Below are 26,758 nucleotides of genomic sequence, written 5' to 3'. Positions count from 1 at the left end.
GTCACGCTCCACAGTTCGAGTAACTCAAGTTCCGCATTGCAGGCCCCCGTTGCTCGTCACGGTCCCCAACTCACCGGCCACAAGGGAGATCCACGGTGAGGACGGTCGGGCCGCCCGGTGGGCTGGTCAGGGTGAGGTCGCCGTCATGCGCGGCGATACGGCGGCGGATGCCGGTGAGGCCCGAGCCGCCCTCGGCGTCGGCACCGCCCCGGCCGTCGTCCTCGACGCGCAGGACGAGGCGGCCGCCGTTGCCGCGTGCCGTGATCGTGGCGTGCTGGGCACGGCTGTGTTTGGCGATGTTGGTCAGGGCCTCGGCGACGACGAAGTAGGCGGTCGCCTCGACGGAGGCCGCGCAGCGGGCGGGTACGTCCACGTCGATCCGGCACGGCACCGCGCAGTCCGCGGCGAGGCCGGAGAGCGCGCCCGCGAGCCCCCGGTCGGCGAGCACCGGCGGCAGGATGCCCCGCGCGACCGTCCGCAGCTCGGCCAGCGCCGTCTCGGCGGCGGACTGGGCGCGTTCGAGGAGTTCGTCGGCGCCGGCCGGGTCACGGGCCACCATGCGGCGGGCCGCTCCGAGCAACACGGCCACGGAGACAAGGCGGTTCTGCGCGCCGTCGTGCAACGAGCGCTCGATGCGCCGGAGTTCGGTGGCGTGCGCGTCGAGCGCGGCGGCTCGGGTCGCGGTCAACTCCGCTACACGCAGGGAGAGATCGACGTCAGGACCGGCCGCGAGGAGCCGTCGCCCCGGCCCCGACTGCAGCCGGGCCATGCCGGGCGCCAGCCCCAGGATGATCGCGACCCAGCCCACGCCCAGCAGCGCCACGGCGAGGGCGTCCGGCCAGGTGTGCGCGTTGCCGATGCCGAGCGACGTGGCCGTGGTGTTCTCCGGCATGAACGTCCAGTACAGCGGGAACGCGCTGTCCCGCACGGCCGTGATCGGCAACAGGACGCCGAGCAGCCCGAGCAGCAGGCCGAGGGTGGAGTGCCGTAGCAGCCACCGCAGTTCGCGGTGGGTGGTGGGGTCCACGAGGGCGGCCCGCAGCCGCGTGGGCGGGGGCTGCGGGGCTACGACCTCGGGGCCCCAGCGGGCGAGCCGGTCACGTTCGCGGCCGGCCAGGGCGTGCAGGGCGCGCAGCGACGCGGGGGCCGTCAGCAGCCCGACCCCGGCCACGCTCGTCACGGCGGTGAGGGCCAGCAGGAGCAGCAACAGGGCTGCCAGCACAGCGGTGTTGAGGCCGGAGGCGAGCTGGCCGACGGCCCGGCCTGCGGCGCTCAGGGTCCGTAGCGCGATGTCCTTGAAGCTCTCGCGTCGGGCGGCCGCCCCACCGCCCGCCTCGTTCGTGCTCGCTGTCATGCGAACGACCTTATGCCGTACGTGAGTTATCCGTGGGCGGAGGAAGAGGGGAGTACAGCCTGCTGTACCCCGAACCGGGCGGGCTGCGGGATCGGCCGCGAGGGGTGCTGATCCATAGCGTCGACGACGACAGCCGGACCCCCGGAACGCACCGCTCAGCACCACGGGAGAAGCCCCATGACGTCGCAGACGACGACCACCGAACCCGACCGTCTCACCCGGGGTGAGATCGCCCGCACCCTGCTCTGGACCGTGGTCGTGGCCAGCGCGCTCACCAACATGGCGGCCTCCTTCGGCGGTGCCGACACCTGGGTGCACCTGGTGTGCGGCGCGGTCACCGTCCTGTGCGCGGGCACCCTCGTCGTACGCAACCTGCGGGGCCGGCGATGAACACCACAGCAACCACCATGACCGCCGCCGCGATCGCCCTGGAGGGCGTCAGCAAGGCCTACCCCGGAGGCGTACGGGCCCTGGACGACGTGTCGTTGACCGTGGAACGCGGCACCTTCCTCGCCGTGATGGGGCCTTCGGGTTCCGGCAAGAGCACGCTGATGCACTGCGCCGCCGGGCTCGACTCCCCGACGTCGGGCAGCGTCCGCATCGACGGTCACGAGATCGCCGGGCTGAACGAGACCAAGCGCACCCAACTCCGCCGCGAGCGCGTGGGGTTCGTGTTCCAGGCGTACAACCTGATCCCCTCCCTCTCCATCGAGGACAACATCACGCTGCCGCTCCGGCTGGCGGGCCGTAGAGCGGACCGCGACTGGCTGCGCACGCTGGTGGAACGGGTCGGGCTGGCCGACCGGCTGTCCCACCGCCCGGCCGAGCTGTCCGGCGGACAGCAGCAACGGGCCGCAGTCGTACGGGCGTTGGTGGCCCGACCGGCGGTCGTGTTCGCCGACGAACCGACCGGCGCGCTCGATCTGCGCAGCGCCCACGAGGTCCTGGACCTGCTCCGCGACCTCGTGAACGACCTGCACCAGACGGTCGTGATGGTCACCCACGACCCGGCCGCCGCCGCCCGCGCCCACCACGTGCTGGTGATGGCCGACGGTCGCGTGGTCGACGCCCTCAAGGCGCCGACCGCCGACGAACTGGCTGCTCGTCTCGTTGAGTTGGGGAGGGTCTGAGCCATGTTCCGTCTCGCGATACAGATGGTCGGGCACCGCGTCACCGCGCTGATCGCCGTGGCCTGCGCGGTCCTCGGCGGTGCGGCACTGATCACCGCCACCGGTGTGCTGGCCGAGTCCGGCCTCCGTTCCCACCTGCCCGCCGGGCGCCTCGCCGGAGCGTCGGTCGTCGTCGCGGCCGACCAGGAGTTCCACCCGCCCGGCGATCTCCCGCTCGCCCTGCCGGAACGCCGTAGGATCCCGGCTCAACTGGTCGGCGAACTGGGCGGGTTGCCGGGCGTGACCACGTCCGTCGGCGACATCGGCTTCCCGGCCGCTCTCGTCGACGCGCACGGTCGGGTCGTGGCGTCGTCGTCCGGGGATCCTCAGGTGGCGGGGCACGGCTGGTCCTCGACGAAGCTGCTGGCGGGGGCGCGGGTCACCGGCAGCGCGCCGACCGCTTCCGGCGAGGTCGCCGTGGACAGCGCGACCGCCGCCGCGGCCGGTATCAAGCAGGGCGACCGTGTCCAGGTCGTCGTCAACTCCCGCCCCGCGAGCGGCTATCGCGTGTCCGCCGTGGTCGACGCACCAGGCGCGGGCGTCTACTTCGCCGACCAGACAGCCGTAGGGCTCGCTGCTCACTCCGGCCGTGTCGATCTGGTCGGCCTCCGCACCGCGCCCGGTGCCGAGGAGCGGGTCGCCGCCGAGGTCCGTACGAAGCTGAAGGGCACCGGACTGCTGACCGTCACCGGTGCCGAACGGGGCGACACGGCCGCACCCGGGGCCGGAGCCTCACGCTCGCTGCTCGTGCTGCTCGCCGGGTCGCTCTCCGGGATCGTTCTGCTGATCACCGGGTTCGTGATGGCGAGCGCGCTGGCCGTGGCGATCGGTGGGCAGCGGCGGGACCTGGCGTTGATGCGGGCCGTCGGCGCGACCCCGAAGCAGATCCGCAGGCTGGCCGCCGCGCAGTCCACCGTCGTGGCCGCGGTCGCCGTGGCGCCCGGAGTGGGGCTCGGCTATCTGCTGGCCGGACAGTTCCGCGGGCTGCTCGCGGACCGGGGCGTCATCCCGTCCCAACTCCCCCTGACCTTCAGCCCGTTGCCCGCGCTGGCGGCGATCGTGCTCATGATCCTCGCCGTGCAGGTGTCGGCCCGTTGCTCGGCGTGGCGCACCTCGCGGATGCCGGCCACCGAGGCGGTCGCCGAGTCGCGGAGCGAGCCGCGGAATCCGTCGCGGGTCCGGACCCGTATCGGCGTGGCCGTCATCGTCGTGGCGACGGTCATGTCGGCCCTGCCGCTGTTCTCCCGCACGGTCATCGGCGCCACGGCCACCTCGCTCGCCGGGATCATCGGGGCGATCGGGCTGGCCATGGCGGGACCGGCGCTGGTGCGGGGCATCGGCGGTGCGGCGGCGCGATTGACCAGGTCGGGGGCCTCCGCGCCGACCTGGCTGGCGATGGCCAACCTGCGCGCCTACGCCCTGCGCAACGCGGGGATCGTCTCCACGCTGGCCATGGCGGTCGTGTTCGTGCTGACGTACACCTTCACGCAGACGACTGTGCTGGCCGCGACCGCCCAGGACACCAGCACCGGGACGCTGGCCCAACTGCGCCTGAGCGCACCGGCGTTGGGCGGACTTCCCGCCGACACCCTCGCCGCCGTACGCAGGACGGCCGGGGTGAAGGCCGCCGCTCCCGTCGGGACGAGCACCGTGGTGTGGGAGTACCGGCAGTTCGGTGACCCGGCGGTCGAGTCGGGTTCGGCGACGATCCTCACGCCGGACGCGGCGGGCGTTCTCGACCTCGACGTACGGGAGGGCAGCCTGAGTCGGCTGTCCGGTACGACGGTCGCTGTCAGCAGTGATGTGGCGCGGACGCGTTCCGCGGGGGTGGGGCACACGGTGGATCTGGTCCTCGGGGACGGAACTCGCGTCGCCGCCAAGGTCGTTGCCGTGTACGGGCGGGGGCTCGGCTTCGGCACGGTGGTGCTGTCCCACGACCTGGCCGCCGGGCACACGACCACGGCCCTCGACCAGTCCCTCCTGATCCGTACGGACGGCTCGGCGAAGGCACGGCAGAACCTCACGGCCCTCACCGCCGCCCACCCCGGCCTGACCCTCGGACCCGCCAACTCCCCTTCCACCGGCGGCCTCAAGGACGCTCCGCCCGAGGTGTGGATCAACCTCGCGACGATTGTGGTGCTCCTCGTCTATCTGCTGCTGAGCATCGCCAACAAACTGGTCGCGGCCACCGCCCAGCGGCGGGTCGAGCTGGGTGCCCTCCGCCTCAACGGCACGACCCCCCGCCAGATCCGCGCGATGATGCGCCGCGAGGCCGCGGTGACGGCGGCCACCGCGCTCACCACGGCACTCCTGCTCTCCGCGATCCCGCTGGCGCTGTTGGGCCAGGGCTTCCTCGGCCACCCCTGGCCTGCGGGTCCGGTCTGGCTGCTGCCCGGACTCGCGCTCACGGTCACCGTCATCGCCTTCCTCACCATCGAACTGCCCACCCGGCAGGCGCTGCGGACTCCGCCGGCGGATGCGATCCGGGCTCAGTGAGTGGGTATGGCGGGGTGAAGATCCCGTTATGGGAGCGTTTGTGCGGGTTCACGTGCCACAGGCGAACATCGGTCCGAACGAGTGGACTCGCCGGGATGGGTGCCGCAGGAGGACCTCCCGCCCGACTCCGGATGGTGCCGTGGCAGCCCCACCCCCGATCCGGAAGAAGCGCCCCCACATGCGACGTACCCCCTCCCGACGACTCCTGGCAGCCGCGCTGCTGATGGCGTCCGTACTGGCCGCCCCGGTGATGGCGACCTCCGCCGACGCCACCGCGGTGGTCCACCCCGACCCGCGCGACCAGGACCACTGCTCGTCCGACGGCCTCGGCCGTGGTGTGAGCGCCCGGCTCGACAAGGCGATCGCGGACGTCCGCAAGAAGGCCGCCATCCCCGGTGTCGCCGTCGGGCTGTGGATGCCGGGCAAGGGGTGCTACGTCCGGGCGACCGGTGTCGCCGACAAGGCCACGCGGCAGCCGATGAGCACCGACTTCTACTCGCGGATCGGCAGCGAGACCAAGACCTTCACGGTCACCGCGCTGCTCCAGCTCGTCGACGAGCGGCGGATCGGCCTGGACGACCCGATCTCGCGCTACGTCCACGGCGTGCCGAACGGCCGGCACATCACCCTGCGCCACCTGGCCGAGATGCGCAGCGGCCTGTTCCCGTACAGCGCCGACGCCGGCTTCGCGCACGACCTGCTGAGCGACCCGACCCGCACGTTCACCCCGCAGGAGCTGCTCGCGTACGGCTACAAGCACCGCAACACCGGCGCGCCGGGCAAGGTGTTCGTCTACAACAACAGCAACCTCGTCCTGCTCGGCCTGGTGATCGAGAAGGTCACCGGCCATCACATCGCCGACGTCATCAACCGGCGGGTGCTGCGCCCGGCCCACCTGGACCAGACGCTGTTCCCCGACGGCCCGAACGTCCGTGAGTTCCCCGAGCCGCACGCGCACGGTTACACCAACCAGACGCTGACCGGCGCGGTCGCCGACTCCACCGACTGGAACCCGAGTTGGGCCTGGTCGGCCGGCGCGATGATCTCGACCATGCACGACCTGCGCAGCTGGGCGAAGACCGTCGCCACCGGCGAACTGCTCAGCCCCGAGACGCAGAAGCAGCGGCTGAAGGTGCTGCCGACCGGATTCCCCGGCCTCGACTACGGCCTCGGCATCTTCGAGACCGGCGGCTGGATCGGGCACAACGGTTCCATCCCGGGCTACGAGTCCGTGACCGTCCACCTCCCCGCCCTCAAGGCGACCCTGGTCGTGCTGATCAACACCGACATCACCACCGGGGGCCAGGAGCCGTCCACCCTGCTCGCCCGCGCGATCACCCAGATCGCCACGCCCGGTCACGTCTACGACGGCTCGACCCCCACGCGCTAGAGACGTCCCGCCCGCTCGACACCACACCCCCGGGTCATCGACCTGGGGGTTTCGTGTCGGTCCGGGTGGCCCACCACCCGTTTCGACATTCGGCCAATCCGCCGCCCGACCTGATCCGGATTACGCGTGAACCCCTGACCGGCGGGAGGACACGTGACGGAGATGGCGATGGAGCGGACAGTGCGGCACGGGCGCCGGACCGCCGTGATCGGTTCCGGGGTGGCGGGGCTGACCGCCGCGTACATCCTGGGCCGGGCCGGTCACGTCACCCTGTACGAGGCGGACGACCGGCTCGGCGGGCACGCGCACACCCATGAGCTGACGTCGGCGCACGACGGGCGGGTGCACCGCGTCGACTCCGGGTTCATCGTGCACAACCGGCGCACCTACCCACGCCTGCTGCGGCTCTTCGACGAACTCAGCGTCCCCACGCAGGAGTCGGAGATGAGCATGTCCGTGCGCTGTGAGGGGTGCGGGCTGGAGTACGCCGGTGCGCGCGGCCCGGCCGGGCTCTTCGCGCAGCCCCGCAACCTCCTGCGACCCCGCTATCTGCGGCTGCTCGGCGAGGTGCCCGTCTTCCACCGCGCGGCCCGCCGCCTGCTGGCCCGGGGCGGTCAAGAGGCCCTCACCCTGGGGGAGTTCCTCGACCGGGAGGGCTACTGCGCCTATTTCCGCGCCCACTTCGTCACACCGATGGTGTCGGCCGTGTGGTCCTGCGACGCCGAAACCGCCCAACGCTACCCGGCCGCCCACCTGTTCCGCTTCCTGGAGCACCACGGCCTGCTGTCGGTGAGCGGATCACCGGTGTGGCGCACGGTCACCGGCGGCTCGGGCACCTACGTCGACCGGATCGCCAAGCACATCGGCGAGATCCGCACGTCCACCCCCGTGCGGTCCGTACGCCGTCACGCCGACCGCGCGGACATCACCGCCGAGGACGGCAGCACCGAGTCCTACGACGCCGTCGTGATCGCCGTCCACCCGGACCAGGCGCTCCGGCTGCTCGCCGAACCGACCGATCTGGAGCGGGAGTTGCTGGGTGCGTTCCCGTACTCCCGCAACACCACGCTCCTGCACACCGACACCCGGCTGCTGCCCCGCGCCCCGGGCGCCCGCGCCTCCTGGAACCATCTGATGCCGTCCTGCACGGCCGACTCCGGCCAGGTGCAGGTCAGTTACGACATGAACCGGCTCCAACGCCTCGACGCCACCGAGACGTTCGTGGTCACCCTCGGCGGCGAGGACCGCGTCGACCCCGGCCGGGTGCTGGCCCGCATGGTCTACGAACACCCCGTCTACAACCCCGAGTCGGTGGCCGCGCAGCAGCGGCTGCCCGAACTCGCCGGTGACGTCTGCGTGTTCGCGGGCGCCTACCACGGCTGGGGATTCCACGAGGACGGCTGCCGGTCGGGTGTCGAGGCCGCGGCGGCGCTGGGGGTGCGGTGGTGAACGCCGTTGCCGTGCGGGGGAGTTCGGTACCGGCGCTGTACTCCTGCACCATCGCGCACGTCCGCACCACCCCGAGCCGCTACGCGCTGCGGCACCGCACGTACATGTGGCTCATAGATCCCGACCACCCGCCCCAACTCCCGCGCCTGCTCCGCCCCTTGGCTCGGTTCGACCCGCGCGACCACTTCACCGGCGGCGACCTGCCCTCGATCCGGGCCGGCCTCGACGCCTTCCTCGCCGAGCACGGCGTGCACCTGGACGGCGGCCGGGTGGTGATGCTGGCCCACGCTCGAGTGTTCGGGTACGTCTTCAACCCTCTGACCCTGTACTGGTGTTACGGCCCCGACGGGGAACCGGAACCGCGCTGCGTGGTCGCGGAGGTGCACAACACCTACGGCGGTCGGCACTGCTATCTGCTGCACCCGGACGCCTCCGGCACCGCGCGCGCCGAGAAGAAGCTCTACGTCTCGCCCTTCTTCCCGGTCGACGGCGGCTACCGCATGCGACTGCCGACGCCCGGTCCCCAACTCGCCCTGACCGTCCACCTGGACCGCGAGGGCGACCGTGCCTTCACCGCGACGGTACGCGGCACCCGGCGCGAGGCGAGCACCGCGCGCCTGCTGCGGCTGGCGCTGCGCCACCCCTGGTCCACCCTCGCCGTGTCGGCCGCGATCCGCTTCCACGGCATACGGCTCTACCTGCGGGGACTGCCCGTTCAGCCCCGAACCGACGACCACCGCGCCCCGGAGAACGTGACATGACGACAGCAGAACCCCGCACCACCTCCCGTGTGCGTACCGCCGCCGTCGACCCCGCCGACTGGCCCGACGTCGCCGCCGTACCGCCCGCCTCCCGCCTTCGCACGGCCCTCACCGCGGCCCTCGTCCGACGAGCCCTCGCCCAACTCCCGCTCCGGGCACGGTTCGCGGGGTCCCCGGACGTCGGCAAGGGCGGCCCGCTGATCGACGTCCGCGACCCGGCCGCGTTCCACGCCCGCGTCGGCACCCAGGGCCTGGTCGGGTTCGGCGAGTCGTACATGGCCGGTGAGTGGGACGCCCCCGACCCGGTGGCCGCCCTGACCGTACTGGCCGGGCACATGGCCGAGTTGATCCCGGCCCCGCTGCAACGGCTGCGCGCACTGTGGGCACCGCGCCACCCGCACGCCGAACGCAACACACCCGACGGCTCCCGCGCCAACATCAGCCGTCACTACGACCTGTCCAACGACCTCTTCGCCCTCTTCCTCGACGACACCCTCACCTACTCCTCGGCCGTCTTCCGGGGCTTCCCCGCGAGCCACGACCTCCTGGCGGCGGCCCAACACCGCAAGATCGACCGGCTGTTGGACCTCGCCGACGTGGGCGAGGGCACCCGGCTCCTGGAGATCGGCACCGGCTGGGGCGAACTCGCCCTGCGGGCCGCCGCCCGGGGCGCCCGCGTCACCTCGCTCACCCTCTCCCGCGAACAACGGGACCTGGCCGTGGAACGGGTGCGCGCCGCCGGTCTCGGCGAGCGGGTCTCCGTCGAACTGCGCGACTACCGCGAGGCGTCGGGGACGTACGACGCCGTCGTCAGTGTGGAGATGATCGAGGCGGTCGGCGCCGAGTTCTGGCCGGTGTACTTCCGCGCCCTGGACCAACGGCTCGCGCCCGGCGGCCGGTTGGCGCTCCAGGCCATCACCATGCCGCACGACCGGATGCTCGCCGCCCGGGACACCTTCACCTGGATCCACAAGTACGTCTTCCCCGGCGGCCTCGTCCCCTCCACGGAGGCGATCGAGGAGACCGCCCGCGACCACACCGGCCTGCGCCTCGCCCGCCGCGACGCCTTCGGCGCCCACTACGCCGAGACCCTGCGGCTGTGGCGCGAACGGTTCACCGAGCGGGCCGGGGAGGCGGCGGCGCTCGGCTTCGACGCGGTTTTCCACCGCCTGTGGACGTTCTATCTCGCCTACTCCGAGGCCGGGTTCAGGTCCGGCTACCTCGACGTCCAGCAGTACCTGTTCACCAAACCGAACTCCGCCGAGGGTGTGGTCCGGCCGTGAACGATTTCCCCTGGAGCGCGTTCGCGCTCAACCTCGCCTGGTCCGCCGCCGCGGCTCTCGCGGTCATGCTCGTCACCTTCGCCGTGGCGGTGCGTGCGGGCCTGCACCGGATCGTCGACGTCGCCTGGGGCCTCGGCTTCACGGCGGTGGCCGTCGTGACCTTCGCCGTCTCCGCCGGTGAGGGCGATGTCGTACGACGACTTCTGGTGACGGCGCTGACGGCGGTCTGGGGGCTGCGGCTGGCGGTCCACATCGTGCGCCGGGGCCGGGGGCATGGTGAAGACCCGCGCTACGAACGGCTGTTGGCCAAGGCGCCCGGCAACCGGAACGCGTACGCCCTGCGCATGGTCTATCTCCTCCAGGGCGGGCTGGTCTGGCTGGTGTCCCTGCCGGTGCAGGCCGCGCAGTACGTGCCCGGCCGGCCTGCGGTGCTCAACTACGCCGCCGGTACGGCACTTTGGGCGGTGGGCATCGGGTTCGAGGCGGTCGGGGACGCCCAACTGGCCCGTTTCCGCGCGGATTCCGCGAACCGGGGTCGGATCATGGACCGGGGGCTGTGGGCCTGGACCCGGCACCCGAACTACTTCGGCGACTTCTGCGTGTGGTGGGGCCTGTTCCTGCTCGCGTGCGACTCCCCGGCAGCCGCCGCCGTGTCCGTCGTGTCGCCGCTGGTGATGAGCCTGTTGTTGACCCGGGGCAGTGGACAGCGCCTCCTGGAACGGCACATGGCCGACCGGCCGGGATACGCCGAGTACCGTGCCCGCACCAGCGGTTTCCTCCCGCGTCCGCCGAGGCGGTCGGAGCGGTCGGGGCGGGAGTGAGGAAGGGGTACCTCATCGAGGCACAGCACGACAGCACCCACCATGCCGATCGGCACGCTCCGTTGAAGGTGCGCCGACGTCCGGCGCACCCCCGGGCAGCCGTCCTCGTCCTGCACGGCGGCCAGGAGACGAGCGAACGGCCGGCCCGGCCCCGGCAGTTGGCCGCGCTGCGCATGAACCCCGTCGTCCGCGCGGTGATCGCCGAACTGCCGTTCCAGGACGTCCTGGTGGCCCAGGTCCGATACCGCCTCCGCGGCTGGAACGGCAACCGCGCGGACGCCGCCCAGGACACCCTGCGCGCACTGGACGCCCTGGCCGAACTCACCGGCCCCGTACCGACCGTGCTGCTCGGCCACTCCATGGGAGGCCGGGCCGCTCTGCGTGCCGCCGGTCACCCGCTGGTGACGGGCGTGGTCGCCCTCGCCCCGTGGTGGCCGCGGGGGGAACCCGTCGAGCAGGCGGCGGGGCGTCACGTCGTCGCCCTGCACGGCGAACGCGACCACGTCACCTCGCCCGCGGAGACGGCGGACTGCGTACGCCGGGCGCGGGAGGCGGGGGCGACGCGGGCGGGCCTGGCGTTCATCGCCGACGGCGACCACGGGATGCTGCGCCGCCACGGCCTCTGGCATCACACGGCGGCCGCACTGGTCGCCCATCTGCTCGACCCTGGGTCCTCCCCGGACCCCTTGCCTGCGGGGGGTTATGAGGCGGGGGAGATTCCGGTGCTCTGAGCGGTGTTCCCGCCATAGGATCATGTCCATGACTGAGGCTGTGCTCCCCGGCTCAGGCGGGTCCGGCGTGATCGACTCCACGACACACATCCGTGTCGCCCGCCCCTCGCGGGACCTCGCCGCGGCAGAACGCTTCTACGTGGACGGGCTCGGGCTCGACGTCCTGTGGCGGACCACTGAGCGCGTCCGGGGCGAGCACGATCTCCTGATGGTCGGCCCGCCCGGCGGGTCCTGGCACTTCGAGCTGACCCACGACCCCGAGGATCCGCTGGAACCGGCCCCGACCGAGGACGACCTCTTCGTGGTCTACCTGGGCACGCCCGTGGAAGAGGCCCTGGTCGAGCGTCTGGTGGTCACCGGCGGTACCCGGGTCCCCGCGCACAACCCGTACTGGGACGAGCACGGAGTGACCATCGCCGACCCGGACGGCTACCGCCTCGTCCTGTGCTCCCGCACCTGGGGTTAGTCACGCCTCGCGGGTCTTGGCCAGCTCCGCCGCGAACTGCGCCCCGCTCAGCAACGCCAGGTTGGACAACCACAGCCAGATGAGGAACACGACGCTGCCGGAGAGGGAGCCGTAGAGCCTGCTGTAGGCGCCGAGCGTCGTGGCGTACGTCGAGAAGCCGGCGGAGACGATCAGCCAGAGGGCTGCCGCGAGGACGCCGCCGGGGAGGCTGTGGCTGCGGCGGCGGGCGCCGGTGGGGCCGGTGTGGAAGACGACCACGACCAGGAGGGCCACCAGGCACAGGAGGACCGGCCAGCGCAGGAGGTCCCAGGCCCAGGCCGCGGTTTCGTCGACGCCTGCCATGCGGCCCACGGCCTCCGCGAGCGGGCCGGTCAGCAGCAGCGTGAGCGAACCGACGAGGAGCAGGCCGAGCAGCACCAGCGCTGTCAGCACGATGCGCGGCGCCTTGCGCCAGGGCGAGCGGCGGTCCTGGGTGCCGTGCATGCGGTGCAGGGCTCGGCGGAACACGGCCAGGTAGCTCGTGGACGACCAGAGGGCGCTCACGCTGCCCGCGACCAGCAGGGGCCAGGCCGTGCGGTCCGTGCGCAGGACGTGGGTCAGGGCCGCGTGCAGTTCGGTGCCGGAGTCGGCGGGGGCGTACGCGGTGACGTGGGTGACGAACTCCTCGGCCGTCTCCGGGCTGATCATGCCGAACGCGATGACGGTCGCCAGCATGGCGGGAAGCACCGCGAGGATCGCGTAGTACGTCAGCGCCGCCGCGTAGTCCGAGATGTCGTCGTTCCACAGGGACACCGGGGTGCGGCGCAGCGCGGGCCACCAGGCCGCCGGGGGCCGGGCCCCCGCGATGCGGCGGACCCGGCCGATGTACGACTCAGCGGACATGGGGCGCGCGGTGCGAGGTGGCGCTCAGCCGGAGCCTGGTGTGCGCGGTGTACGGGGCCGCCGCCGCGTCCGCCTCGGCGGTCACCGCGCGCAGGGCGGGCAGCACGGCGTCCGGGGAGGTGTCCGGGGTCAGCCAGACCCGCAGCTCCACCTCCAGTCGCCTGCCGCGCCGGGGCAGTAGCTTCGCGTGTCCGCGTGCCACCCCGGGGACGGCCGCCGCCCTTGCCGCCAGCGCCTCGGCCAGCGCCTGGGGGCGCACCGTGCAGCCGGGGGAGGGGAGGGTCAGGCGCCGGGCCGGGGCCGTGCGCAGCTGCCCGAGCGTCCAGAGCGCCAGCAGCACGGTCAGCCCGATCGACGCGGCCAGCACCGTCGGCGTCCACCAGCCCTCACCGCGCAGCCGCGGCAGTCGGTCCGGGTTCAGGAGGACCGTGCCCGTGGCGGCGGTGGGCCACCAGGACGGCAGGTGGTGGGCGAGGGTGCGGTCCGTCGCGGCCAGCCACGATCCGGTGAGGAGGAGAGCGAGTCCGGTGGCGCCGAGGACGGTCCGGTTGACGGCTGTGCGGGCGGTGCGCATCACTGGTCGACTTCCTTGGCGACACGAGGGGTTGTCGGTGGTGCGGGCGGTTGCCACACCGGGTCCGGGGTGACCGTGACCCGTAGGCGGGGTTCGCGTCGTAGTCGGCAGGATGTCACGGCGGCGCGGGCGGCGGTCGTAGCGGCGGCGTGTGCGATGGTCCGGTCGCCGAAGGCCAGTCGCGTGCGGACGGTGATCCGGCGGCGGCGGGCCCGCACCCGTACCGACGCGAGGCCGGGTACGTCCCCCACCGCGTCCCGGACCAGGGACTCCACCGCCGAACGGTCCACCGCCGCGTCGACCCGCCCGTCCGCCGTACGGACGGTGGACCGGTGGCGGAGTCCGGGGGTGAGGGCCAGGACGACCATCCAGACGCCGAGCAGTCCCGTCAGCGCGCCCGCGACCACGACCGCCGGGTCGCCGGGGCCGTGTCCCGACAGCCAGTGCACCGCCGACATGCGCCAGGCCGCCGCCGGCCGGTGCGCGGTGTGCACCTGGATCAGGTCGAGGGCGAGGGCTCCGCAGGCCACGGTGGCGAGCAGGGTCAGCAGGGTGACGGGCGTCCGGCGGCCGGACCACCAACGCCGCGCCGTCGTAGGGGAGTTGGTGTCCTCGGCCGGGGACACCGGAGTGCGGGAGCACGTCGGCGGCGCGAGCGCGGTGACGTCGACGTGTGCGGTCGGTACGTCCAGGCCCGTCAACTCCCTTGTCCGGTCCACCACATGACGCTGGACGTCCCGCGCGCCCTCGGCCAGCGGGGCCGGATAGGGAAGCGTCACCCCGAGCGACACCTCCGCCCTTCCGCCCCGTACGGTCGCCGTCGCCCTGGCCGTACGGCCGGGCAGCGCCTCGGCGGTCGCCCGCTCGGCGATCCTGCGCACGGCTCGCTCGGAGACGGTGGTGGTGCCGCGCAGGGAGGCGGCGGGAGATGTCAACTCCAGGGCGGTGGTGGTGTGTTGGGGTGAGGATGTCAACTCCGGTGCGGTGACGCCGTGTTGGGTCGGCGGCGGGTTCGTCTCCCGCTGCGCGGCCGTGGTCATCGACGGCCCCGTTCGAAGGCGTCCCGTACGTCCTGGACGGTGCCGCCACGGTCGAACCACCGGCCCACCGCCCAGCCCAGGCCGCCGAGCGCGGCCACGAGCAGGAAGGCGCCGAAGCCGCCGAACCAGCCGGCGAACGCCAGGGCCATGCCCGCGATCATCCCGACGAACGGTGTGCTCATGCCCGTCCACCTCCACCTGTCACCCGATCCACCACTCCACTCCTGCCCGTGCCCCTGACCGGCCGCCCTACTCCACCCGGGCCTCGCCGGTGTGCGCGGGCTCGTCGTCGTCGGGCAGATGGACGTCGTTGACGGTGACGTTCACCTCGACGACCTCGAGGCCGGTGATGCGTTCCACCGCGGAGACGACGTTCTCCCGCACGTCCTGGGCGACGTCCATCACGGACACCCCGTACTCGACGACCAGGTCCAGATCGATGGCCGTCTGCCGCTCGCCCACCTCGACCTTCACGCCGCGCCCCACGTTCGGCCGGCCACCGGGGACGCGGTCGCGCACGGCGCCGATGCTCCGCGAGAGACCGCCGCCCATGTCGTGGACGCCGGGGATCTCGCGGGCGGCGATGCCCGCCACCTTCACGACGACGACATCGGCGATCGACGTACGGCCGCGGTCGGCGGCGGGCTGGTCGGCGCCAGTGGTGCCGCCGGACACGGCGGTGGTGGCCGGGTCCTTGCCGGTACGGCCGGTGCCGGTCCGGTCGTCCGTGGCGAGCGGTGCTGTCTGAGTGGTCATGGTGTGCCCTCTCTTCGCTGCTTCGTCTGTCGCGGCTTCTTCTGTCGCGTTCGCCGGTTCGTGTCCGGTGTGCTCTCACTTCTTCAGACCCGTGCCCGCCGCGTCTGTGACGCGGCGGGCACGGGAAATCCTTCGGGGCGTCAGCCGATCGGCGTCACGCCGTCGGCGTCAGGCGGTCGGCATCAGCACCGTGTCGATGATGTAGACGTTGGCGTTGGCCGTCTTGACGTTGCCGCAGACGACCTTCGCGGAGTCGTTGACGGTGTACGACTCACCGGAGCCGGAGGTGGTGAGCTTCGACTTCTCCAGAGTGTCGAAGGAGCCCTTCTCCAGGTTCGCGGGCGTCAGCTTCTGCCCCACCACGTGGTACGTGAGGATCTTCGTCAACTGGGCCTTGTCGGCCAGGACCTTGTCCAGGGTGGCCTTCGGGATCTTCGCGAAGGCGTCGTTGGTCGGCGCGAACACGGTGATGTTCTGGGCGTTGTTGAGGGTGTCGACGAGCCCCGCCTTCTTCACCGCCGCCACGAGCGTGGACAGCGCCGGGTTGTTGGACGCGGCGGTGGCCACCGGGTCCTGCGCCATACCGTCGAAGGAACCGGAACCGCTCTTCGGGACGGCCGCGCAGCCGGTGCCGAAGGGCTGGTCGGCCGTGGTGGCGTCGGAGCCGCTCATGCTGTTGTCGGTGGCGGCGGCGGACGCCTTGGTGGAGGCGTCGGACTTCGCGGAGTCGCTGCCGCTGCTGCCGCAGGCGCTGAGGACCAGCGGCAGCACGGCGGAGGCGGCGAGGACGACCGCGGTACGGCGGATACGAGTACTCATGGTGTTTCTCCTGCGGGTCGGTGCAGCCTGAGCTGCGGTGATAAGGGGAAGGGGAAAAGTGGCTTGTGGGGTCAGCCGACGGTCACGACCACGGAGTGCCATCCGCTCGCGCCGTCGGGGATGGTCCTGGTCCGTCGGTCGGTCTGCACCGCGCCGGTGCGGTCGGTGGCGCGGACGGTGAGGGTGTGGCCGCCCTTGGCCGCCTGCCAGGGGAAGGACCACTGGCGCCAGGTGTCGCGGGTGTCCTCCGCGGCCAGCCGGGCCTCCTGCCAAGGGCCGTCGTCGACGCGGACCTCGACCCTGTCGATGCCGCGGTGCTGGGCCCAGGCGACCCCGGCCACCATCACCGTCCCCGCTTTCGGCCGGGCGAACGGCTTCGGGGTGTCGATCCGCGACTCGGTCTTGATCGGCGCCCGGCGGGCCCAGCCCCGCTTGACCCAGTAGGGGTCGTAGGCATCGAAGGTCGTCAGCTCGATGTCCTTGATCCACTTGCAGGCCGAGACGAAGCCGTACAGGCCGGGCACGACCATGCGGACGGGGAAGCCGTGGGCGAAGGGCAGCGGTTCGCCGTTCATGCCGAGGGCGAGGAGGGCGTCGCGGCCGTCCATCACGTCCTCGACCGGGCTGCCGATCGTCATGCCGTCCACGGAACGCGCCACCAACTGGTCGGCCGTACCGCCCTTGGAAGGCGGTTTGACCCCCAACTCGGCGAGCAGATCCGCAAGCTGTACGCCGATCCAGCGCGCGTTGCCGACGTACGGGCCGCCGACCTCGTTGGACACACAGGTGAGCGTGATGTCGCGCTCGACCAGTTCGCGCCGCAGCAGGTCGTCGAAGGTGAGGGTGAGAGGGTGTCGTACGCCCTGCCCGTGGATGCGCAGCCGCCAGGTCGTGGCGTCGACCTTCGGCACCACGAGGGCGGTGTCGACGCGGTAGAAGTCGCTGTTGGCGGTGACGAAGGGGCTGACGCCCGGGACGCGCAGCCGGGCGCCCTTCGGTACGGCCCGGGCCCGGGAGGCCGGCGCCGGCAGGACCAGGTTCCGGCGGGAGGCGACCGCGTCCCGGCCGCCGGCACCGCTCAGCGAACGGCCGAGCAGCCCGGCACCGGCGGACCCGACGGCGGCGGCACCCGCCGCGATCACGAAACCGCGCCGGTCCCATCCCGCAGCAGGCGCGGAGGTGTGGACCCGGGGCCGGAGGCGACCCACGAGCACGTACAGCACCACGGCCCCGACGACGGCGCCGGCCACCGAGGGCAGCGCGTCCGTGATCCCGGTGGAATCCGGGCGGCCGGTCGCCGCGAGGGCGCCGACGACGCCGAACAGCAGCACACCGGCCGCCCCCGTACGCCGGAATCGCAGCGCGAGAATTCCCAGGGCCAGCGCGAAAAGCGCGAGTACCGCGAGAATTCCCAGCTGGAGAAAGAGTTTGTCGTTCGTGCCGAAATGGCGGATCGCCCAGTCCTTCACGGCGGCGGGCGTACGGTCGATCGCCGCGCCCCCGACCGCGACGACCGGCCCGGCCTGCGGACGCACCCCACCCGCCACGGCCTCGGCGACCGCGAGCGCGGCGAGACCCGCCAGCACGCCGCTGAGCGCGGCGAGCGGCAGCAGCAGTGCGGTGGCGGATTTCTTCTCGTTCTCGGTCACGGGGGGAATCCGGCACCGAATGGGGTGAGGATTGGTCGCCCGCCCGATCGGATGAATTTCCTTTTCCGACCCATCCGCGGCCCCTTCGGCTCCGGAAGGAGAAGAAGCGGGCGCACCCGCGTCACAGACGCCGCGCGGCCGTGTCCAACCCGCAGACAGACCGGACGAGAGGAGCCGCCCAGTGGCGGGGCCCCGCACACCCGAAGCACCACCGGACACCCGGGCCGAGACGGATGACGCCTTGCTGGCGGTCCGGGCCGCGGAGGGGGACGAGGACGCCTTCGCCGTGCTCGTGCACCGGCACGCCCCCGCGCTGATCCGGCTCGCCACGAGCCTGCTCGGTACCGGCGCGGAGGCCGAGGACGCCGTACAGGACGCGTTTCTCAGTGCCTGGCGGCGGCTCCCGGAGTTCCAGGGGCGGTCCGCCTTCGGCACCTGGATGTACCGCATCGTCACCAACCGCTGCCTGAACGTGCTGCGTTCGCGCAGACCCGTGGCCTCGCTGGAGGCGGCCGGTGACGTGGCCGCCGCCGAACACACCACCTCCCCGGCCCGGATCGCCGAGGGCCGCGACGCGGTCCGCGGACTGCGCGCCGCCCTCGACCTCCTCTCGGCCGAACAGCGCGCGTGCTGGGTGCTGCGCGAACTGGACGGCCGTTCCTACGAGTTCATCGCGGACGCGGTCGGCATCAGCCAGGAGGCCGTCCGCGCCCGGGTGTTCCGCGCCCGCCGATCTCTGACCCAAGCACTGGGGGCCTGGCGATGACCGACCGCACCGACCAGCCGAACACCACGCCCGCCGCCCCGGCCGACGACGAACTCCTGCCCTGCGGACGGCTGTTGTCGCGGACCTGGGACGACTGGGAGCGGGGCACGGACGACCCGCACCTCCGCAGCTGCCCGCACTGCCGCCAGGCCGTGCGCGGACTCGACGATCTGGAGTCCGTGGTGCGCGGCCTGCAGGCGGAGACGGACACCACCGCCGCCGCCTACGACACCGAGCCGCTGACCCGGCGGATCATGGACGTCGTACGCCTCGAACTGCGCCCGGGGCGCCCCCTGCCCCTCGGTGAACCCGCCGAAGACCTTTGGATCATGGAGGCGGTCGCGGCCCGCGCGCTGCGCGCGGCGGCCGAGTCGGTCCCGGGCGTCCGGGCCGGTTCCTGCCGGCTCCGCGACGGCGGCGACCCCGGCACGGTCGAGGTCCGCCTCGACATCCACGCCCCGGCCGATGCCCCGCTGCCCGGGCTCGCCGCCCGGGTCCGCGAACGTGTGTGGGAGGCGGCGGACCGTGAACTGGGCATGGGGGTCACGGCGGTCGACATCCGCGTGACGGACCTGGTGTCCACCCCGATGCCCGACGACAACGATGACGACGACGACGACCAGGAAGGCGGTACGGCATGACCGCGCAGCGCTCCGAGGATTCCGCGCCGTACGGGCAGCCCGCGCACGCGACGCTCGCCGCGGAGGTCGCCGCCGCCGTCGAGGGTGTCCCGGGGGTCGCCTTTCTCCGGCCGGGGCTGACCGACCGGCTGCGGTCGGTGGTGTCGCGGCCCGGGGCGGCGCCCGCCGGGGTGCGGATGACCCCGCCGGACGGTGACGGTCCCTGGCGGGTCGAGATCCACGTCGTCGCGCTGCGCCGGGCCAGGACCGTGGACGTGGCACGCGGTGTCCGGGCCACCGTCGAGCGGCGCCTGGACACCCTGGCACCGGCGCGGTCCGCGCCGAGGGTCACGGTGACGGTCACCGGGCTCGTCTGACGGGTCGTGCCGGTGTTCTGAGGTGGGCGTGGCTTGGTTGGGGAGGGGTTTGAGGGCGAGCGGGGTGTTGGACGTCCTGGCACCGGCGCGGTCCGCACCGAGGGTCACGGTGACGGTCACCGGGCTGGTCTGAGGGGTCGTGCCGGTGTTCTGAGGTGGGCGTGGCTCGATTGGGGAGGGGTATCAGGGCGAACGGCGTCTGGACGTCCTGGCACCGGCGCCGTCCGCGGTCCGGGTCACCGTGACGGTCACGGGTCTCGGCTGACCGGCCCGCCTCAGCTCGGGAAGGTCAGCAGGGCCAGCGGCGTGGAGGTGGGGTGCGGGGAGCCGCCGGCCGGTTCGACGGTGATGCCCATGCCGGACGAGCCGTCGACGGCGCCCCGCAGCAGGACGGCCTGGTCGGTGCGGGCGGGGTTCATCAGACCGGCCGACCGCATGGTCCCGGCGTCGTCGAACCACAGCTGGTAGACCTTGCCGCCCGGCGGCCGGGCCATCCCGGAGACGACGAACACCGCCCGGTCCCGGCCCTGCGAGACGACGACGGTCCCGGTGGCACCCCCGGCCAGTCCGGCGGCCCGGATCCTGGCGTCCGGCGCGGCCAGCACGGCGGCGATCTCGTCCGACGCCTGCACGGCCTGACGCGCCCGGTCGCGGGCGTCCTCGGCCCGCTGGTGCTGCCAGACGGCCGTACCGCCGAGCGCCGTGGCCGCCGCGAGACAGGCGGCGAGCGCCCAGCGGGAGAGCGTACGGGTCCGCCGGCCGGCCGGCGCGGTGCGGTTCCGGGGGTGCCTGCCGGGGGTCTCCTGGCGGACGGCGGTGATCCGGCGCAGCACCTGCTCGCGCAGCGCGGTCGGGGGCGTCGAGGCGACGGCGAGGCCCAGGCGGGCGGCGGTGGCGCTCAGCTCGGCGGTCTCCTCCGCGCAGGGTTCACAGCCCGCGAGGTGCCGTTCGAACGCCGTGCTCTCCTCGTCCGGCAGCGCGTGCAGGGCGTAGGCGCCCGTCAGCCGGTGCAGATCGACGGTCGTCACGCGGTCACCCCCGGGTGGTCGGTCGGCGTGGGTGCGGCGTTCGGGCCGGTCTGGCGCTGGGGGTCGGTGGTGGTCGTGCGGTCGCGCGGTGTGTGCGGGGCGGGTGGGCTGGTCAGCCGGTGCAGGTCGGTGGTGGTCACGCGGTCACCCCCGGGTGGTCGGGCAGTGTGGGTGCGGTGTTCGGGCCGGTCTGGCCGTGGGGGTCGGCGGTGGTCGTGCGGTCGCGCGGTGTGTGCGGGACGGGTGGGCTGGTCAGCCGGTGCAGGTCGGTGGTCGTCACGCGGTCACCCCCAGGCAGTCGCGCAGCCGGATGAGTCCGTCGCGCAGCCGGGTCTTCACGGTGCCAAGCGGCAGCGCCAGCGCCTCCGCCACCTCGCGATAGGTCAGGCCCCGGTAGTACGCCAACGTGACGGACTGGCGCTGGAGTTCGGTCAGCGTGCGCAGACACCGCCGTACCTGTTCGCGCTCCAGCCGGGCCTCGACGCGCTCGGCCACCTCGTCGTACTCGGGGAGCTGTGCCAGCAGCGCGGCCTTGTGGTCGCGGGCCGCCGCGGCGTCCACCGAGCGCACCCGGTCCACCGCCCGGCGGTGCGCGAGGGTGAGGATCCAGTTGACGGCGGTGCCGCGGTCGCGCCGGTAGCGGGGAGCCGTCCGCCACACCTCCACCAGCACCTCCTGCGTCACCTCCTCCGACTGCGCCTGGTTGCGCAGCACCGCCCGCACGACACCCAGCACCGGCCCCGCCACGGCGTCGTAGACACCCGCGAAGGCGTCCTCGTCCCCGAGGGCCACCCGGCCGACCAGTTCCTCCAGGTCGGGCCCAGCTGCCGGGTTCCTGCCGATATGCACTGCTTCTTTCACCGAGGGCCTCCGCGGTCGGGACATGTCCGGGCGTAATCCGTTCCTGCCGGGACCCTGGATTGGATGCGGTGCCAACGAAAACACGAGGAGAGGGGGTACGGGTCCGGGCCCGCCGCCGTGTACGGACGGCGAGCCCTCGTTCGGTGCTGCCCGGTGCCGGTCAGCCCGCGGTGATGCCCTCGCCGCCGACGGCGCCCGGTACGACGACCGAGCCGATCGCGGTGAGCGACCCCTTCGGGCCGACCCGGAACTCGTCCACCGTGCCCTGGACGCCCGTCTGGACGTACAGGTACCGGCCGTCCGAGGAGGCCGCCGCGTCCACCGTGCCGGGGTGGGTGGCCGTGTTGCCGAGCGCGGTGAGCCCGCCGCCGGCGCCGACCCGGTAGCCGGACAGGGTGCCGCTGCCGGCGTTGGAGACGTAGACCTGGTCCCCGGCGGTCACCGCCCAGCAGGTGGCGGTCTGGCCCGTCGGGACGGTCCCCTTGGCCGTCAGTCTGCCGTCGCGGCCGACCGTGAAGGTGCCGACCGAGTTGGTCCCGGCCTCCGTCACCAGGATCCGCCCGGCGGAGTCGAAGGCGAACCCGAACGGCACGGCGCCCGGGGTCGAGGTCACCACGGGACGCGCGGACGGACCGCCGTGCACGCCGCCGAGCGGGAAGACGTCGATGCTCTGCCCCGAGGCCTTGGTGGTGACGACGAGCTTCGAGCCGTCCGGGGTGAAGGAGATCTGCCCGATCACCGAAGTCCCCTTGTCCAGACCGAGGTTGCGGTTCCAGGACGGAACCTTCACCAGCCGCTCGCCGGTCCGCACGAAGCCCTGGACGGAACCGCCGCCGAGTGTGTTGGCGACGTAGACCCGGTTGCCGTGGAAGGTGACGCTGACCGGGAAACTCCCGCCGCTGGAGATCTCCTGGACCCGCCGCAGGTGTGTGCCGTGCACGGCGAAGACGGTCACGGTGTCGCTGCCCGCGTTCACGGCGTAGAGGAGCTGGTTGTGCCGGTCGTAGGCGAGCGACCCCTGCGAGGCGAGGTGGTCGGCGACGGTGCCGGGCAGCATGCCGCCCTTGCCTCCGGTGGAGTGGACGCCCGTGCGGGCGAGGGTGCCGTCGGCGGCGCGGGCGTAGGCCACGACGGTGTTCGCGTCCGTGTTGTCGCTCTGCACGAACACGGTTGAGCCGCCGCGCAGTTGAGCACGGGAGTCGGGGGCGTGGTGCGCCTCGGCGGCGACGGCGGCGGGCGCGGCGAAGAGGGCGGCCGCGGCGAGGGCGGCGCCGGTGGCGCCGGTGGCGAGGATGCGGGTGCGGGTGGCGAGGGTCATGCGTGCGTACTCCTCTTGTGGAAAAGGGGAATGGGGGCCGGCGGGGTTTTCACGCTCGTCGCCGGACGATTCGCAACGCTAGACCGAGATCAGGGGGACGAAACGGCTATAAGGCGCACTCTGGGTCGACGTCCCGGGTTCGTAAGAAGATCAGTGGGCGCCGAACTGCCGTGCCTGTCGGGTGGCTGCTTGCACGCTTCCGGTGAAGGGCTCGCCGTGACCGGGTAGCAGCAGTTTTGCTGTCAGTTCGTCGAGGCGGTCGAGGGCGTCGAGCGCGGCCCCGCTGTCGTGGGTGAAGCAACGGCTCACGATCGTGGGTCCGGTGTGGTCGGTGAAACCGTCCGCGGCGACCAGGGCGTCGCCGGTGAAGAGGAGCCCGCGGTCGGCGAAGAGGTACGCGGTACTGCCGGGCGTATGACCGGGCAGGACGACGGCCCGCGGGGCGCCGGGAACGTCCGGGCGTCTCCCCCGAGACGGTCTACAAGTCGTTCGGCGGCAAACCCGGCATGGTCAAGGCCCTGTGGGACATCACCCTGGCCGGAGACGACGAACCGGTCCCCATGGGAGACCGCCCCCAGATGCAACAGATCCTCGGGGCAAGGGAGTTGGGCACGACATTGCGGCTCCACGGCGTGTTCGTGCGCGGCATCCACGAACGGGTGGCGCCGCTCTTCGCCCTGCTGTCCCAGGCGGGCCCGGACGTCGGAGAGATCCTGGAGCTCAGCGAACGCGAACGCCTGACCGGCGTCACCGCCTTCGTCACCCACCTCGACAAGGCCGGCGCACTGGCCCCGGCCGCAGCCCCGGCCCACCTGGCGGACGCGGTCTGGGCCCTGACCGGTCCGCAGCTGTACACCCAGCTCACGGCGGGCCGGGGCTGGTCCGCCGACACGTACGAGGAATGGCTGGCGGACACCCTCACGGCCGTGCTCAGGCCGTAGGACGGGGGGCAGCCGTGCGGCTGTCCCGGCGGAAGAAGAAGCTCAGCACGACCATGACGGTGAAGGCGACGGCCAGCCGCAGCGCCCACGCGGCGGCGGAACCGTCCTCGATCGCGGACGTGAAGTCGGGCCCGTGCAACAGCGCACTCCCCAACGGGAACGACCCCGCACAGCTCAACAGACAGACCCACAAAGGCGGTTCATTCGAAACGACGAGCACCGAGGCCGCGACGACCGCGATCACACTGAGTACGACGGTGAGCGAAGCGATGTCCATGGCCGTAAGCATTCCGCCGCGGGGGCGACGAATCGTCGACGCTACGGAGGAACGGGGTCTCTATCCAAGGGTGGAGAAGGCCCCGCCTATCCCGTCCCCGCCGTGGCCAGTCGCCAGATCTGTGCCGCGGTCTCCTCCGCGGACTCGGCCGGTGGTGGGTCGTTCGGGAGTTGGGCGGGTGTCGTCGTGTTCTTTTTCTTGCCGGGGCGGTCGGCGAAGAGGGTGACCGTCAGGGTGAGTTGGGGGTCGAGGGTGGTGGACCAGATGGTTCGGCGGGTGATGCCGCCGCCTGCTCCGGCTGTGAAGGAGGTCTGAGGGGTCTTCTGGGCGGTGGGGGGTGATGAGATCCCCTCCGCGAATGGCTTCGACATCTGCGCGTTCACCATGAACGCGTCCCGTTCGTCCAGCAGGCGCCGTGTGTCGGGGTGGGCGGTGTACACCTGTCGGCCGTTCCGGGTGATCTTCGTGATCGTGTACGGGGCCGCGTAGACGCCGTTCGCCGCTACCGTCGCGTAGGCCGAGGCCAGTTTCAGTGGGGTGGGGGCGGGGGTCTTCCGGAGGTCGGTGAGGGGGGCGGTGAGGCGGACCTTGTTGAAGGGGTCCAGGGCCGTTCCCGCTTCTACGGCGCCGCCCACCGCGTCGTTGAACGGTTGGCGGGCGTAGTCCGAGCCGCCGTAGAGGAGCTTTACCGCTCCGTCGCCGGGTTTGATCGCCACCACCGCTGTGTGCAGCGTGGTGGCCTTGCCGCCCTTGCTGGTCTTGCCGGCTTTGAGGTTCTTCACCGCCTCCGTCGTGGCGTCCTGGAGGGTCAGGTCGAACGTGGTGTGCACGGTGTAGCCGCCGCGGGCCAACTGGTCCTCGGTGATGCCCAGTCGGTCCGCGGCCTCCTTCGCCGCCACGTCGATCATGTACTGCCGTTGCCCCTCGGTCGTGCCCGGCGGGTAGAAGCGGAAGGCCGGGAAGGCGGCTTCGGCGCGTTGCCTCGCCGTGATGGTGCCGCTCGCCGTCATCGCGTCCAGTACCCATGTCCAGCGTGCCTTGAGGGTCGCGGTCACCGTCGGGTCGGAGCCCGCCTTCTCGTAGTACGACGGGATGTTGACGATCGACGCGAGCGCGGCGCCCTGGGAGACGGTCAGGTTTCGGGTGTCCACGCCGAAGTAGTTGCGGGAGGCGGCCTGGATGCCGGCCGAACCCCGGCCGAAGTAGACCGTGTTGAGGTAGCCCGCCAGGATGTCGTCCTTGGACCGGGTGCGGTCGAGCTTGATCGCGATCAGGGCCTCGCGGGCCTTGCGGGACAGGGACTGTTCGGGGCTCAGCAGGGCGTTCTTCACGTACTGCTGGGTGATGGTCGAACCGCCCTGCCGTTCGCCGCCGGTGAGGGAGGCCAGTACCGCTCGGGCGATGGCTCGTGGCGAGACCCCGTCGTCCGTGCGGAAGGAGCGGTTCTCGGCCGCGATCACCGCGTCCTGGACGTACCGCGGGACCTGCGACAGGGGCACCTCCTGGCGGTCCACCGGGCCGCGTCGGCCCAGGTAGGAGCCCTTGTCGTCCACGAAGACCGTGCTCTGCGTGACGGTCTCCGGGTGCGGCTCGGGGATGTCCGTCAGGCGGTACGCGACGACCGCCGCCGTACAGAGTGACGCGATCAGGAGGACGGCGGCGATGAGCAGCCGGCGCAGCAGACGGCCCCGGGTGCGGCGGAGGCGCAGGCGGAGCGGGACGCGCCGCAGGTGGGCGCGGGCCCGGGTGCGGATGCGGCGCTTCACTCGGCCGCCCCGCCCCGTGCGACGGCCTTGCCTGCCGCGTCGTACACCGTGACGGTCGGGCCGCCGTCGACGGAGCTCGCCTTCAACTCCTCCGGTGACAGCGGTGCGCGCGCGTACCAGACGCCCCAGCCGGGGCTGCCGGCCAGCGTGAGGACCGTACCGGTAATCCTGTGGTCGTCGACGGTGACCTCGACGCGGGCCGGGTCGGCGGACAGGCCTCGGTACAGGCCCGACAGGAAGTACGACGTGTTGTTCAGCGGGTCGGGTTGTACGGAGACGGTTGGTTTCCCGCTCTCGACGCTGACCTTCCTGCCGCTCCCGTAGCCGTCCTTGTACTTGTCCTGGTACTTGTTCCTGTAGGTGTCCTCGGCACTGGCGTCGGTCAGGCCGAGGAACTGGTTGGGCGCTTCCGGCGTCGACCAGTGCTTGCCGTCGGTGGTCAGCCAGACCTGCGCTCCCGGTACGGCGTCCACCCGTTCGCCGGGTGCGACGATCCGTGTCGGGCTCTGCGCCACGTCGGCGGCCCCGCCGCCCGAACCGTCCGTGGAGCCGCCGGTCATGAAACGGTTCCCGCCGAACACGATTCCCGGCACGAGCAGCAGCGCGCAGACTGCTGCGACTGCTCCTCTACGGCGCCGTCGTAGCGCACGGCCGCGTTGTTCCACGGCGTCGAGCTGAACGTCCAACGGGACAAGGCCGGTAGCGGCCTTGGCGAAGAGCCCGCGCAGGTGCTCGGCATCATCCCCGTGAACCGCCAACCCCCGCCGGGCCCGGCTCCTGACCGCGCCCGCCGACCAGCCGAGCAACTGCGCGATCTCCGCCTCGCGCAGGCCCTCCCAGTGCAACAGCACCAGCACGGCCCGTTGGGCCTTTGCGCGGCGTGCCCGTCCCCGTGACCCGCGCAGGTACTCCTTGACCAGGAACCGGCGTACGTAGAAGTCCACGTCGTCCCGGGGTATCCGGCGCCACCGCGCGCACACCCGCACCAGGGTTCTCCGTACCAGCTCGGTCGGCTCGCGGTGGTCGCCGGGGGCGCCGGAGAGCAGGTGGGCGGTGGTGAGCAGTCGGGGCAGGCTCGTGTGTGCGTAGGGGGCGAAGTCGTCGGGGGAGTGCGGCACTTCGGGGGTCCTCCGGTACGGCTGTGGGGGAAGTGGATCCAGGGGC

General features: G+C 72.4%; 31 protein-coding genes. 14 read left to right on the top strand and 17 right to left on the bottom strand.

Annotated features, from left to right (window positions below):
- Positions 1 to 70 precede the first annotated feature (70 nt).
- Positions 71 to 1,354, bottom strand: a complete 1,284-nt coding sequence (locus tag OG504_RS25875) for a sensor histidine kinase (protein ID WP_405991959.1) — start codon at positions 1,352 to 1,354, stop codon at positions 71 to 73.
- Between the two features lie 177 nt (positions 1,355 to 1,531).
- Here OG504_RS25875 and OG504_RS25870 point away from each other — a divergent pair, with 177 nt between their 5' ends.
- The 10 genes from OG504_RS25870 to OG504_RS25825 all read left to right on the top strand — a co-directional run bounded on the left by OG504_RS25870 (position 1,532) and on the right by OG504_RS25825 (position 11,920).
- Complete coding sequence (locus OG504_RS25870) at positions 1,532 to 1,744, top strand: hypothetical protein (protein ID WP_405973107.1); 213 nt, start codon at positions 1,532 to 1,534, stop codon at positions 1,742 to 1,744.
- A complete protein-coding gene (locus OG504_RS25865) occupies positions 1,741 to 2,484 on the top strand; it encodes an ABC transporter ATP-binding protein (RefSeq protein WP_405991958.1) in 744 nt (247 codons plus the stop codon). The genes OG504_RS25870 and OG504_RS25865 overlap by 4 nt, the downstream gene beginning before the upstream one ends.
- Positions 2,485 to 2,487: 3 nt before the next feature.
- Entirely contained in the window at positions 2,488 to 5,019 is a 2,532-nt protein-coding gene (locus OG504_RS25860) for an FtsX-like permease family protein (RefSeq protein ID WP_405991957.1), read from the top strand.
- A gap of 178 nt (positions 5,020 to 5,197) precedes the next feature.
- Positions 5,198 to 6,409, top strand: coding sequence for a serine hydrolase domain-containing protein (locus OG504_RS25855; RefSeq protein WP_405991956.1), 1,212 nt, complete (start codon positions 5,198 to 5,200; stop codon positions 6,407 to 6,409).
- A 162-nt stretch (positions 6,410 to 6,571) separates the two neighbouring features.
- A complete protein-coding gene (locus tag OG504_RS25850) occupies positions 6,572 to 7,858 on the top strand; it encodes an NAD(P)/FAD-dependent oxidoreductase (RefSeq protein WP_405996425.1) in 1,287 nt (428 codons plus the stop codon).
- Positions 7,855 to 8,619, top strand: coding sequence for a DUF1365 domain-containing protein (locus tag OG504_RS25845; RefSeq protein ID WP_405991955.1), 765 nt, complete (start codon positions 7,855 to 7,857; stop codon positions 8,617 to 8,619). Before OG504_RS25850 ends, OG504_RS25845 begins: the two co-directional genes overlap by 4 nt.
- Entirely contained in the window at positions 8,616 to 9,902 is a 1,287-nt protein-coding gene (locus OG504_RS25840; RefSeq protein ID WP_405991954.1) for a class I SAM-dependent methyltransferase, read from the top strand. Before OG504_RS25845 ends, OG504_RS25840 begins: the two co-directional genes overlap by 4 nt.
- Complete coding sequence (locus tag OG504_RS25835) at positions 9,899 to 10,723, top strand: DUF1295 domain-containing protein (protein WP_405991953.1); 825 nt, start codon at positions 9,899 to 9,901, stop codon at positions 10,721 to 10,723. Before OG504_RS25840 ends, OG504_RS25835 begins: the two co-directional genes overlap by 4 nt.
- Positions 10,724 to 10,785: 62 nt before the next feature.
- Complete coding sequence (locus tag OG504_RS25830; RefSeq protein WP_405996424.1) at positions 10,786 to 11,454, top strand: alpha/beta fold hydrolase; 669 nt, start codon at positions 10,786 to 10,788, stop codon at positions 11,452 to 11,454.
- A 28-nt stretch (positions 11,455 to 11,482) separates the two neighbouring features.
- Entirely contained in the window at positions 11,483 to 11,920 is a 438-nt protein-coding gene (locus OG504_RS25825; protein ID WP_405991952.1) for a VOC family protein, read from the top strand.
- Here the strand turns inward: OG504_RS25825 and OG504_RS25820 are convergent, their stop codons facing one another.
- The 7 genes from OG504_RS25820 to OG504_RS25790 form a co-directional block, all read right to left on the bottom strand.
- A complete protein-coding gene (locus tag OG504_RS25820; RefSeq protein WP_405991951.1) occupies positions 11,921 to 12,802 on the bottom strand; it encodes a YihY/virulence factor BrkB family protein in 882 nt (293 codons plus the stop codon).
- On the bottom strand, positions 12,792 to 13,376 hold the full coding sequence (locus tag OG504_RS25815) for a hypothetical protein (RefSeq protein WP_405991950.1): 585 nt from the start codon (positions 13,374 to 13,376) through the stop codon (positions 12,792 to 12,794). The genes OG504_RS25820 and OG504_RS25815 overlap by 11 nt, the downstream gene beginning before the upstream one ends.
- Positions 13,376 to 14,416, bottom strand: coding sequence for a DUF6286 domain-containing Asp23/Gls24 family envelope stress response protein (locus OG504_RS25810; RefSeq protein ID WP_405991949.1), 1,041 nt, complete (start codon positions 14,414 to 14,416; stop codon positions 13,376 to 13,378). The genes OG504_RS25815 and OG504_RS25810 overlap by 1 nt, the downstream gene beginning before the upstream one ends.
- Positions 14,413 to 14,598, bottom strand: a complete 186-nt coding sequence (locus OG504_RS25805; RefSeq protein ID WP_405991948.1) for a hypothetical protein — start codon at positions 14,596 to 14,598, stop codon at positions 14,413 to 14,415. The genes OG504_RS25810 and OG504_RS25805 overlap by 4 nt, the downstream gene beginning before the upstream one ends.
- Positions 14,599 to 14,665: 67 nt before the next feature.
- Complete coding sequence (locus tag OG504_RS25800; RefSeq protein WP_405991947.1) at positions 14,666 to 15,172, bottom strand: Asp23/Gls24 family envelope stress response protein; 507 nt, start codon at positions 15,170 to 15,172, stop codon at positions 14,666 to 14,668.
- 168 nt (positions 15,173 to 15,340) lie between these two features.
- The gene (locus tag OG504_RS25795; RefSeq protein WP_405991946.1) at positions 15,341 to 15,991 is read right to left on the bottom strand and encodes a fasciclin domain-containing protein; all 651 of its coding nucleotides are present in this window, start codon (positions 15,989 to 15,991) and stop codon (positions 15,341 to 15,343) included.
- Between the two features lie 71 nt (positions 15,992 to 16,062).
- The gene (locus OG504_RS25790; RefSeq protein ID WP_405991945.1) at positions 16,063 to 17,640 is read right to left on the bottom strand and encodes a sulfite oxidase; all 1,578 of its coding nucleotides are present in this window, start codon (positions 17,638 to 17,640) and stop codon (positions 16,063 to 16,065) included.
- 181 nt (positions 17,641 to 17,821) lie between these two features.
- On the opposite strand from OG504_RS25790, the gene OG504_RS25785 reads away from it, so the two are divergent.
- Genes OG504_RS25785 through OG504_RS25775 form a run of 3 tightly spaced genes read left to right on the top strand, consistent with a single transcriptional unit; the run spans position 17,822 to position 19,403 of the window.
- Positions 17,822 to 18,406 carry an RNA polymerase sigma factor gene (locus OG504_RS25785; RefSeq protein WP_405991944.1) on the top strand — a complete coding sequence of 195 codons (585 nt, stop codon included), beginning with the start codon at positions 17,822 to 17,824 and terminating at the stop codon, positions 18,404 to 18,406.
- A complete protein-coding gene (locus OG504_RS25780) occupies positions 18,403 to 19,047 on the top strand; it encodes an Asp23/Gls24 family envelope stress response protein (RefSeq protein WP_405991943.1) in 645 nt (214 codons plus the stop codon). The genes OG504_RS25785 and OG504_RS25780 overlap by 4 nt, the downstream gene beginning before the upstream one ends.
- Positions 19,044 to 19,403 carry a hypothetical protein gene (locus tag OG504_RS25775; RefSeq protein ID WP_405991942.1) on the top strand — a complete coding sequence of 120 codons (360 nt, stop codon included), beginning with the start codon at positions 19,044 to 19,046 and terminating at the stop codon, positions 19,401 to 19,403. The genes OG504_RS25780 and OG504_RS25775 overlap by 4 nt, the downstream gene beginning before the upstream one ends.
- A 275-nt stretch (positions 19,404 to 19,678) precedes the next feature.
- On the opposite strand, the gene OG504_RS25770 is transcribed toward OG504_RS25775, so the two are convergent.
- The 6 genes from OG504_RS25770 to OG504_RS25745 all read right to left on the bottom strand — a co-directional run bounded on the left by OG504_RS25770 (position 19,679) and on the right by OG504_RS25745 (position 23,036).
- The gene (locus OG504_RS25770; RefSeq protein ID WP_405991941.1) at positions 19,679 to 20,431 is read right to left on the bottom strand and encodes an anti-sigma factor domain-containing protein; all 753 of its coding nucleotides are present in this window, start codon (positions 20,429 to 20,431) and stop codon (positions 19,679 to 19,681) included.
- Complete coding sequence (locus OG504_RS25765) at positions 20,428 to 20,571, bottom strand: hypothetical protein (protein ID WP_405991940.1); 144 nt, start codon at positions 20,569 to 20,571, stop codon at positions 20,428 to 20,430. Before OG504_RS25765 ends, OG504_RS25770 begins: the two co-directional genes overlap by 4 nt.
- On the bottom strand, positions 20,568 to 20,711 hold the full coding sequence (locus OG504_RS25760) for a hypothetical protein (RefSeq protein WP_405991939.1): 144 nt from the start codon (positions 20,709 to 20,711) through the stop codon (positions 20,568 to 20,570). Before OG504_RS25760 ends, OG504_RS25765 begins: the two co-directional genes overlap by 4 nt.
- The gene (sigK, locus tag OG504_RS25755; RefSeq protein ID WP_366494571.1) at positions 20,708 to 21,292 is read right to left on the bottom strand and encodes an ECF RNA polymerase sigma factor SigK; all 585 of its coding nucleotides are present in this window, start codon (positions 21,290 to 21,292) and stop codon (positions 20,708 to 20,710) included. Before sigK ends, OG504_RS25760 begins: the two co-directional genes overlap by 4 nt.
- 160 nt (positions 21,293 to 21,452) lie before the next feature.
- Positions 21,453 to 22,610, bottom strand: coding sequence for a lactonase family protein (locus tag OG504_RS25750; RefSeq protein WP_405991938.1), 1,158 nt, complete (start codon positions 22,608 to 22,610; stop codon positions 21,453 to 21,455).
- 150 nt (positions 22,611 to 22,760) lie between these two features.
- Positions 22,761 to 23,036: an MBL fold metallo-hydrolase gene (locus OG504_RS25745; protein WP_405996423.1), complete on the bottom strand. Its 276-nt coding sequence runs from the start codon at positions 23,034 to 23,036 to the stop codon at positions 22,761 to 22,763.
- An 80-nt stretch (positions 23,037 to 23,116) separates the two neighbouring features.
- On the opposite strand from OG504_RS25745, the gene OG504_RS25740 reads away from it, so the two are divergent.
- Positions 23,117 to 23,551, top strand: coding sequence for a TetR/AcrR family transcriptional regulator (locus OG504_RS25740; protein ID WP_405991937.1), 435 nt, complete (start codon positions 23,117 to 23,119; stop codon positions 23,549 to 23,551).
- Here the strand turns inward: OG504_RS25740 and OG504_RS25735 are convergent.
- The 3 genes from OG504_RS25735 to OG504_RS25725 form a co-directional block, all read right to left on the bottom strand.
- Complete coding sequence (locus tag OG504_RS25735; RefSeq protein WP_405991936.1) at positions 23,541 to 23,828, bottom strand: hypothetical protein; 288 nt, start codon at positions 23,826 to 23,828, stop codon at positions 23,541 to 23,543. The genes OG504_RS25740 and OG504_RS25735 overlap by 11 nt on opposite strands.
- 86 nt (positions 23,829 to 23,914) lie before the next feature.
- On the bottom strand, positions 23,915 to 25,594 hold the full coding sequence (locus OG504_RS25730) for a transglycosylase domain-containing protein (protein WP_405991935.1): 1,680 nt from the start codon (positions 25,592 to 25,594) through the stop codon (positions 23,915 to 23,917).
- Positions 25,591 to 26,712, bottom strand: a complete 1,122-nt coding sequence (locus OG504_RS25725; RefSeq protein ID WP_405991934.1) for a sigma factor-like helix-turn-helix DNA-binding protein — start codon at positions 26,710 to 26,712, stop codon at positions 25,591 to 25,593. Before OG504_RS25725 ends, OG504_RS25730 begins: the two co-directional genes overlap by 4 nt.
- Between the last annotated feature and the right edge of the window lie 46 nt (positions 26,713 to 26,758).

Source organism: Streptomyces sp. NBC_00986, assembly GCF_045162565.1.
Taxonomy (GTDB): Bacteria; Actinomycetota; Actinomycetes; order Streptomycetales; family Streptomycetaceae; genus Streptomyces.
This window is presented reverse-complemented; position numbering and strand designations above follow the sequence as displayed.

Coding starts and splice junctions, on each gene's coding strand:
- OG504_RS25875 (WP_405991959.1), bottom strand. CDS start 1,354: ATGACAGCGAGCACGAACGAGGCGGGCGGTGGGGCGGCCGCCCGACGC.
- OG504_RS25870 (WP_405973107.1), top strand. CDS start 1,532: ATGACGTCGCAGACGACGACCACCGAACCCGACCGTCTCACCCGGGGT.
- OG504_RS25865 (WP_405991958.1), top strand. CDS start 1,741: ATGAACACCACAGCAACCACCATGACCGCCGCCGCGATCGCCCTGGAG.
- OG504_RS25860 (WP_405991957.1), top strand. CDS start 2,488: ATGTTCCGTCTCGCGATACAGATGGTCGGGCACCGCGTCACCGCGCTG.
- OG504_RS25855 (WP_405991956.1), top strand. CDS start 5,198: ATGCGACGTACCCCCTCCCGACGACTCCTGGCAGCCGCGCTGCTGATG.
- OG504_RS25850 (WP_405996425.1), top strand. CDS start 6,572: ATGGCGATGGAGCGGACAGTGCGGCACGGGCGCCGGACCGCCGTGATC.
- OG504_RS25840 (WP_405991954.1), top strand. CDS start 8,616: ATGACGACAGCAGAACCCCGCACCACCTCCCGTGTGCGTACCGCCGCC.
- OG504_RS25825 (WP_405991952.1), top strand. CDS start 11,483: ATGACTGAGGCTGTGCTCCCCGGCTCAGGCGGGTCCGGCGTGATCGAC.
- OG504_RS25820 (WP_405991951.1), bottom strand. CDS start 12,802: ATGTCCGCTGAGTCGTACATCGGCCGGGTCCGCCGCATCGCGGGGGCC.
- OG504_RS25815 (WP_405991950.1), bottom strand. CDS start 13,376: ATGCGCACCGCCCGCACAGCCGTCAACCGGACCGTCCTCGGCGCCACC.
- OG504_RS25810 (WP_405991949.1), bottom strand. CDS start 14,416: ATGACCACGGCCGCGCAGCGGGAGACGAACCCGCCGCCGACCCAACAC.
- OG504_RS25805 (WP_405991948.1), bottom strand. CDS start 14,598: ATGAGCACACCGTTCGTCGGGATGATCGCGGGCATGGCCCTGGCGTTC.
- OG504_RS25800 (WP_405991947.1), bottom strand. CDS start 15,172: ATGACCACTCAGACAGCACCGCTCGCCACGGACGACCGGACCGGCACC.
- OG504_RS25795 (WP_405991946.1), bottom strand. CDS start 15,991: ATGAGTACTCGTATCCGCCGTACCGCGGTCGTCCTCGCCGCCTCCGCC.
- OG504_RS25780 (WP_405991943.1), top strand. CDS start 18,403: ATGACCGACCGCACCGACCAGCCGAACACCACGCCCGCCGCCCCGGCC.
- OG504_RS25775 (WP_405991942.1), top strand. CDS start 19,044: ATGACCGCGCAGCGCTCCGAGGATTCCGCGCCGTACGGGCAGCCCGCG.
- OG504_RS25750 (WP_405991938.1), bottom strand. CDS start 22,610: ATGACCCTCGCCACCCGCACCCGCATCCTCGCCACCGGCGCCACCGGC.
- OG504_RS25740 (WP_405991937.1), top strand. CDS start 23,117: ATGGTCAAGGCCCTGTGGGACATCACCCTGGCCGGAGACGACGAACCG.
- OG504_RS25735 (WP_405991936.1), bottom strand. CDS start 23,828: ATGGACATCGCTTCGCTCACCGTCGTACTCAGTGTGATCGCGGTCGTC.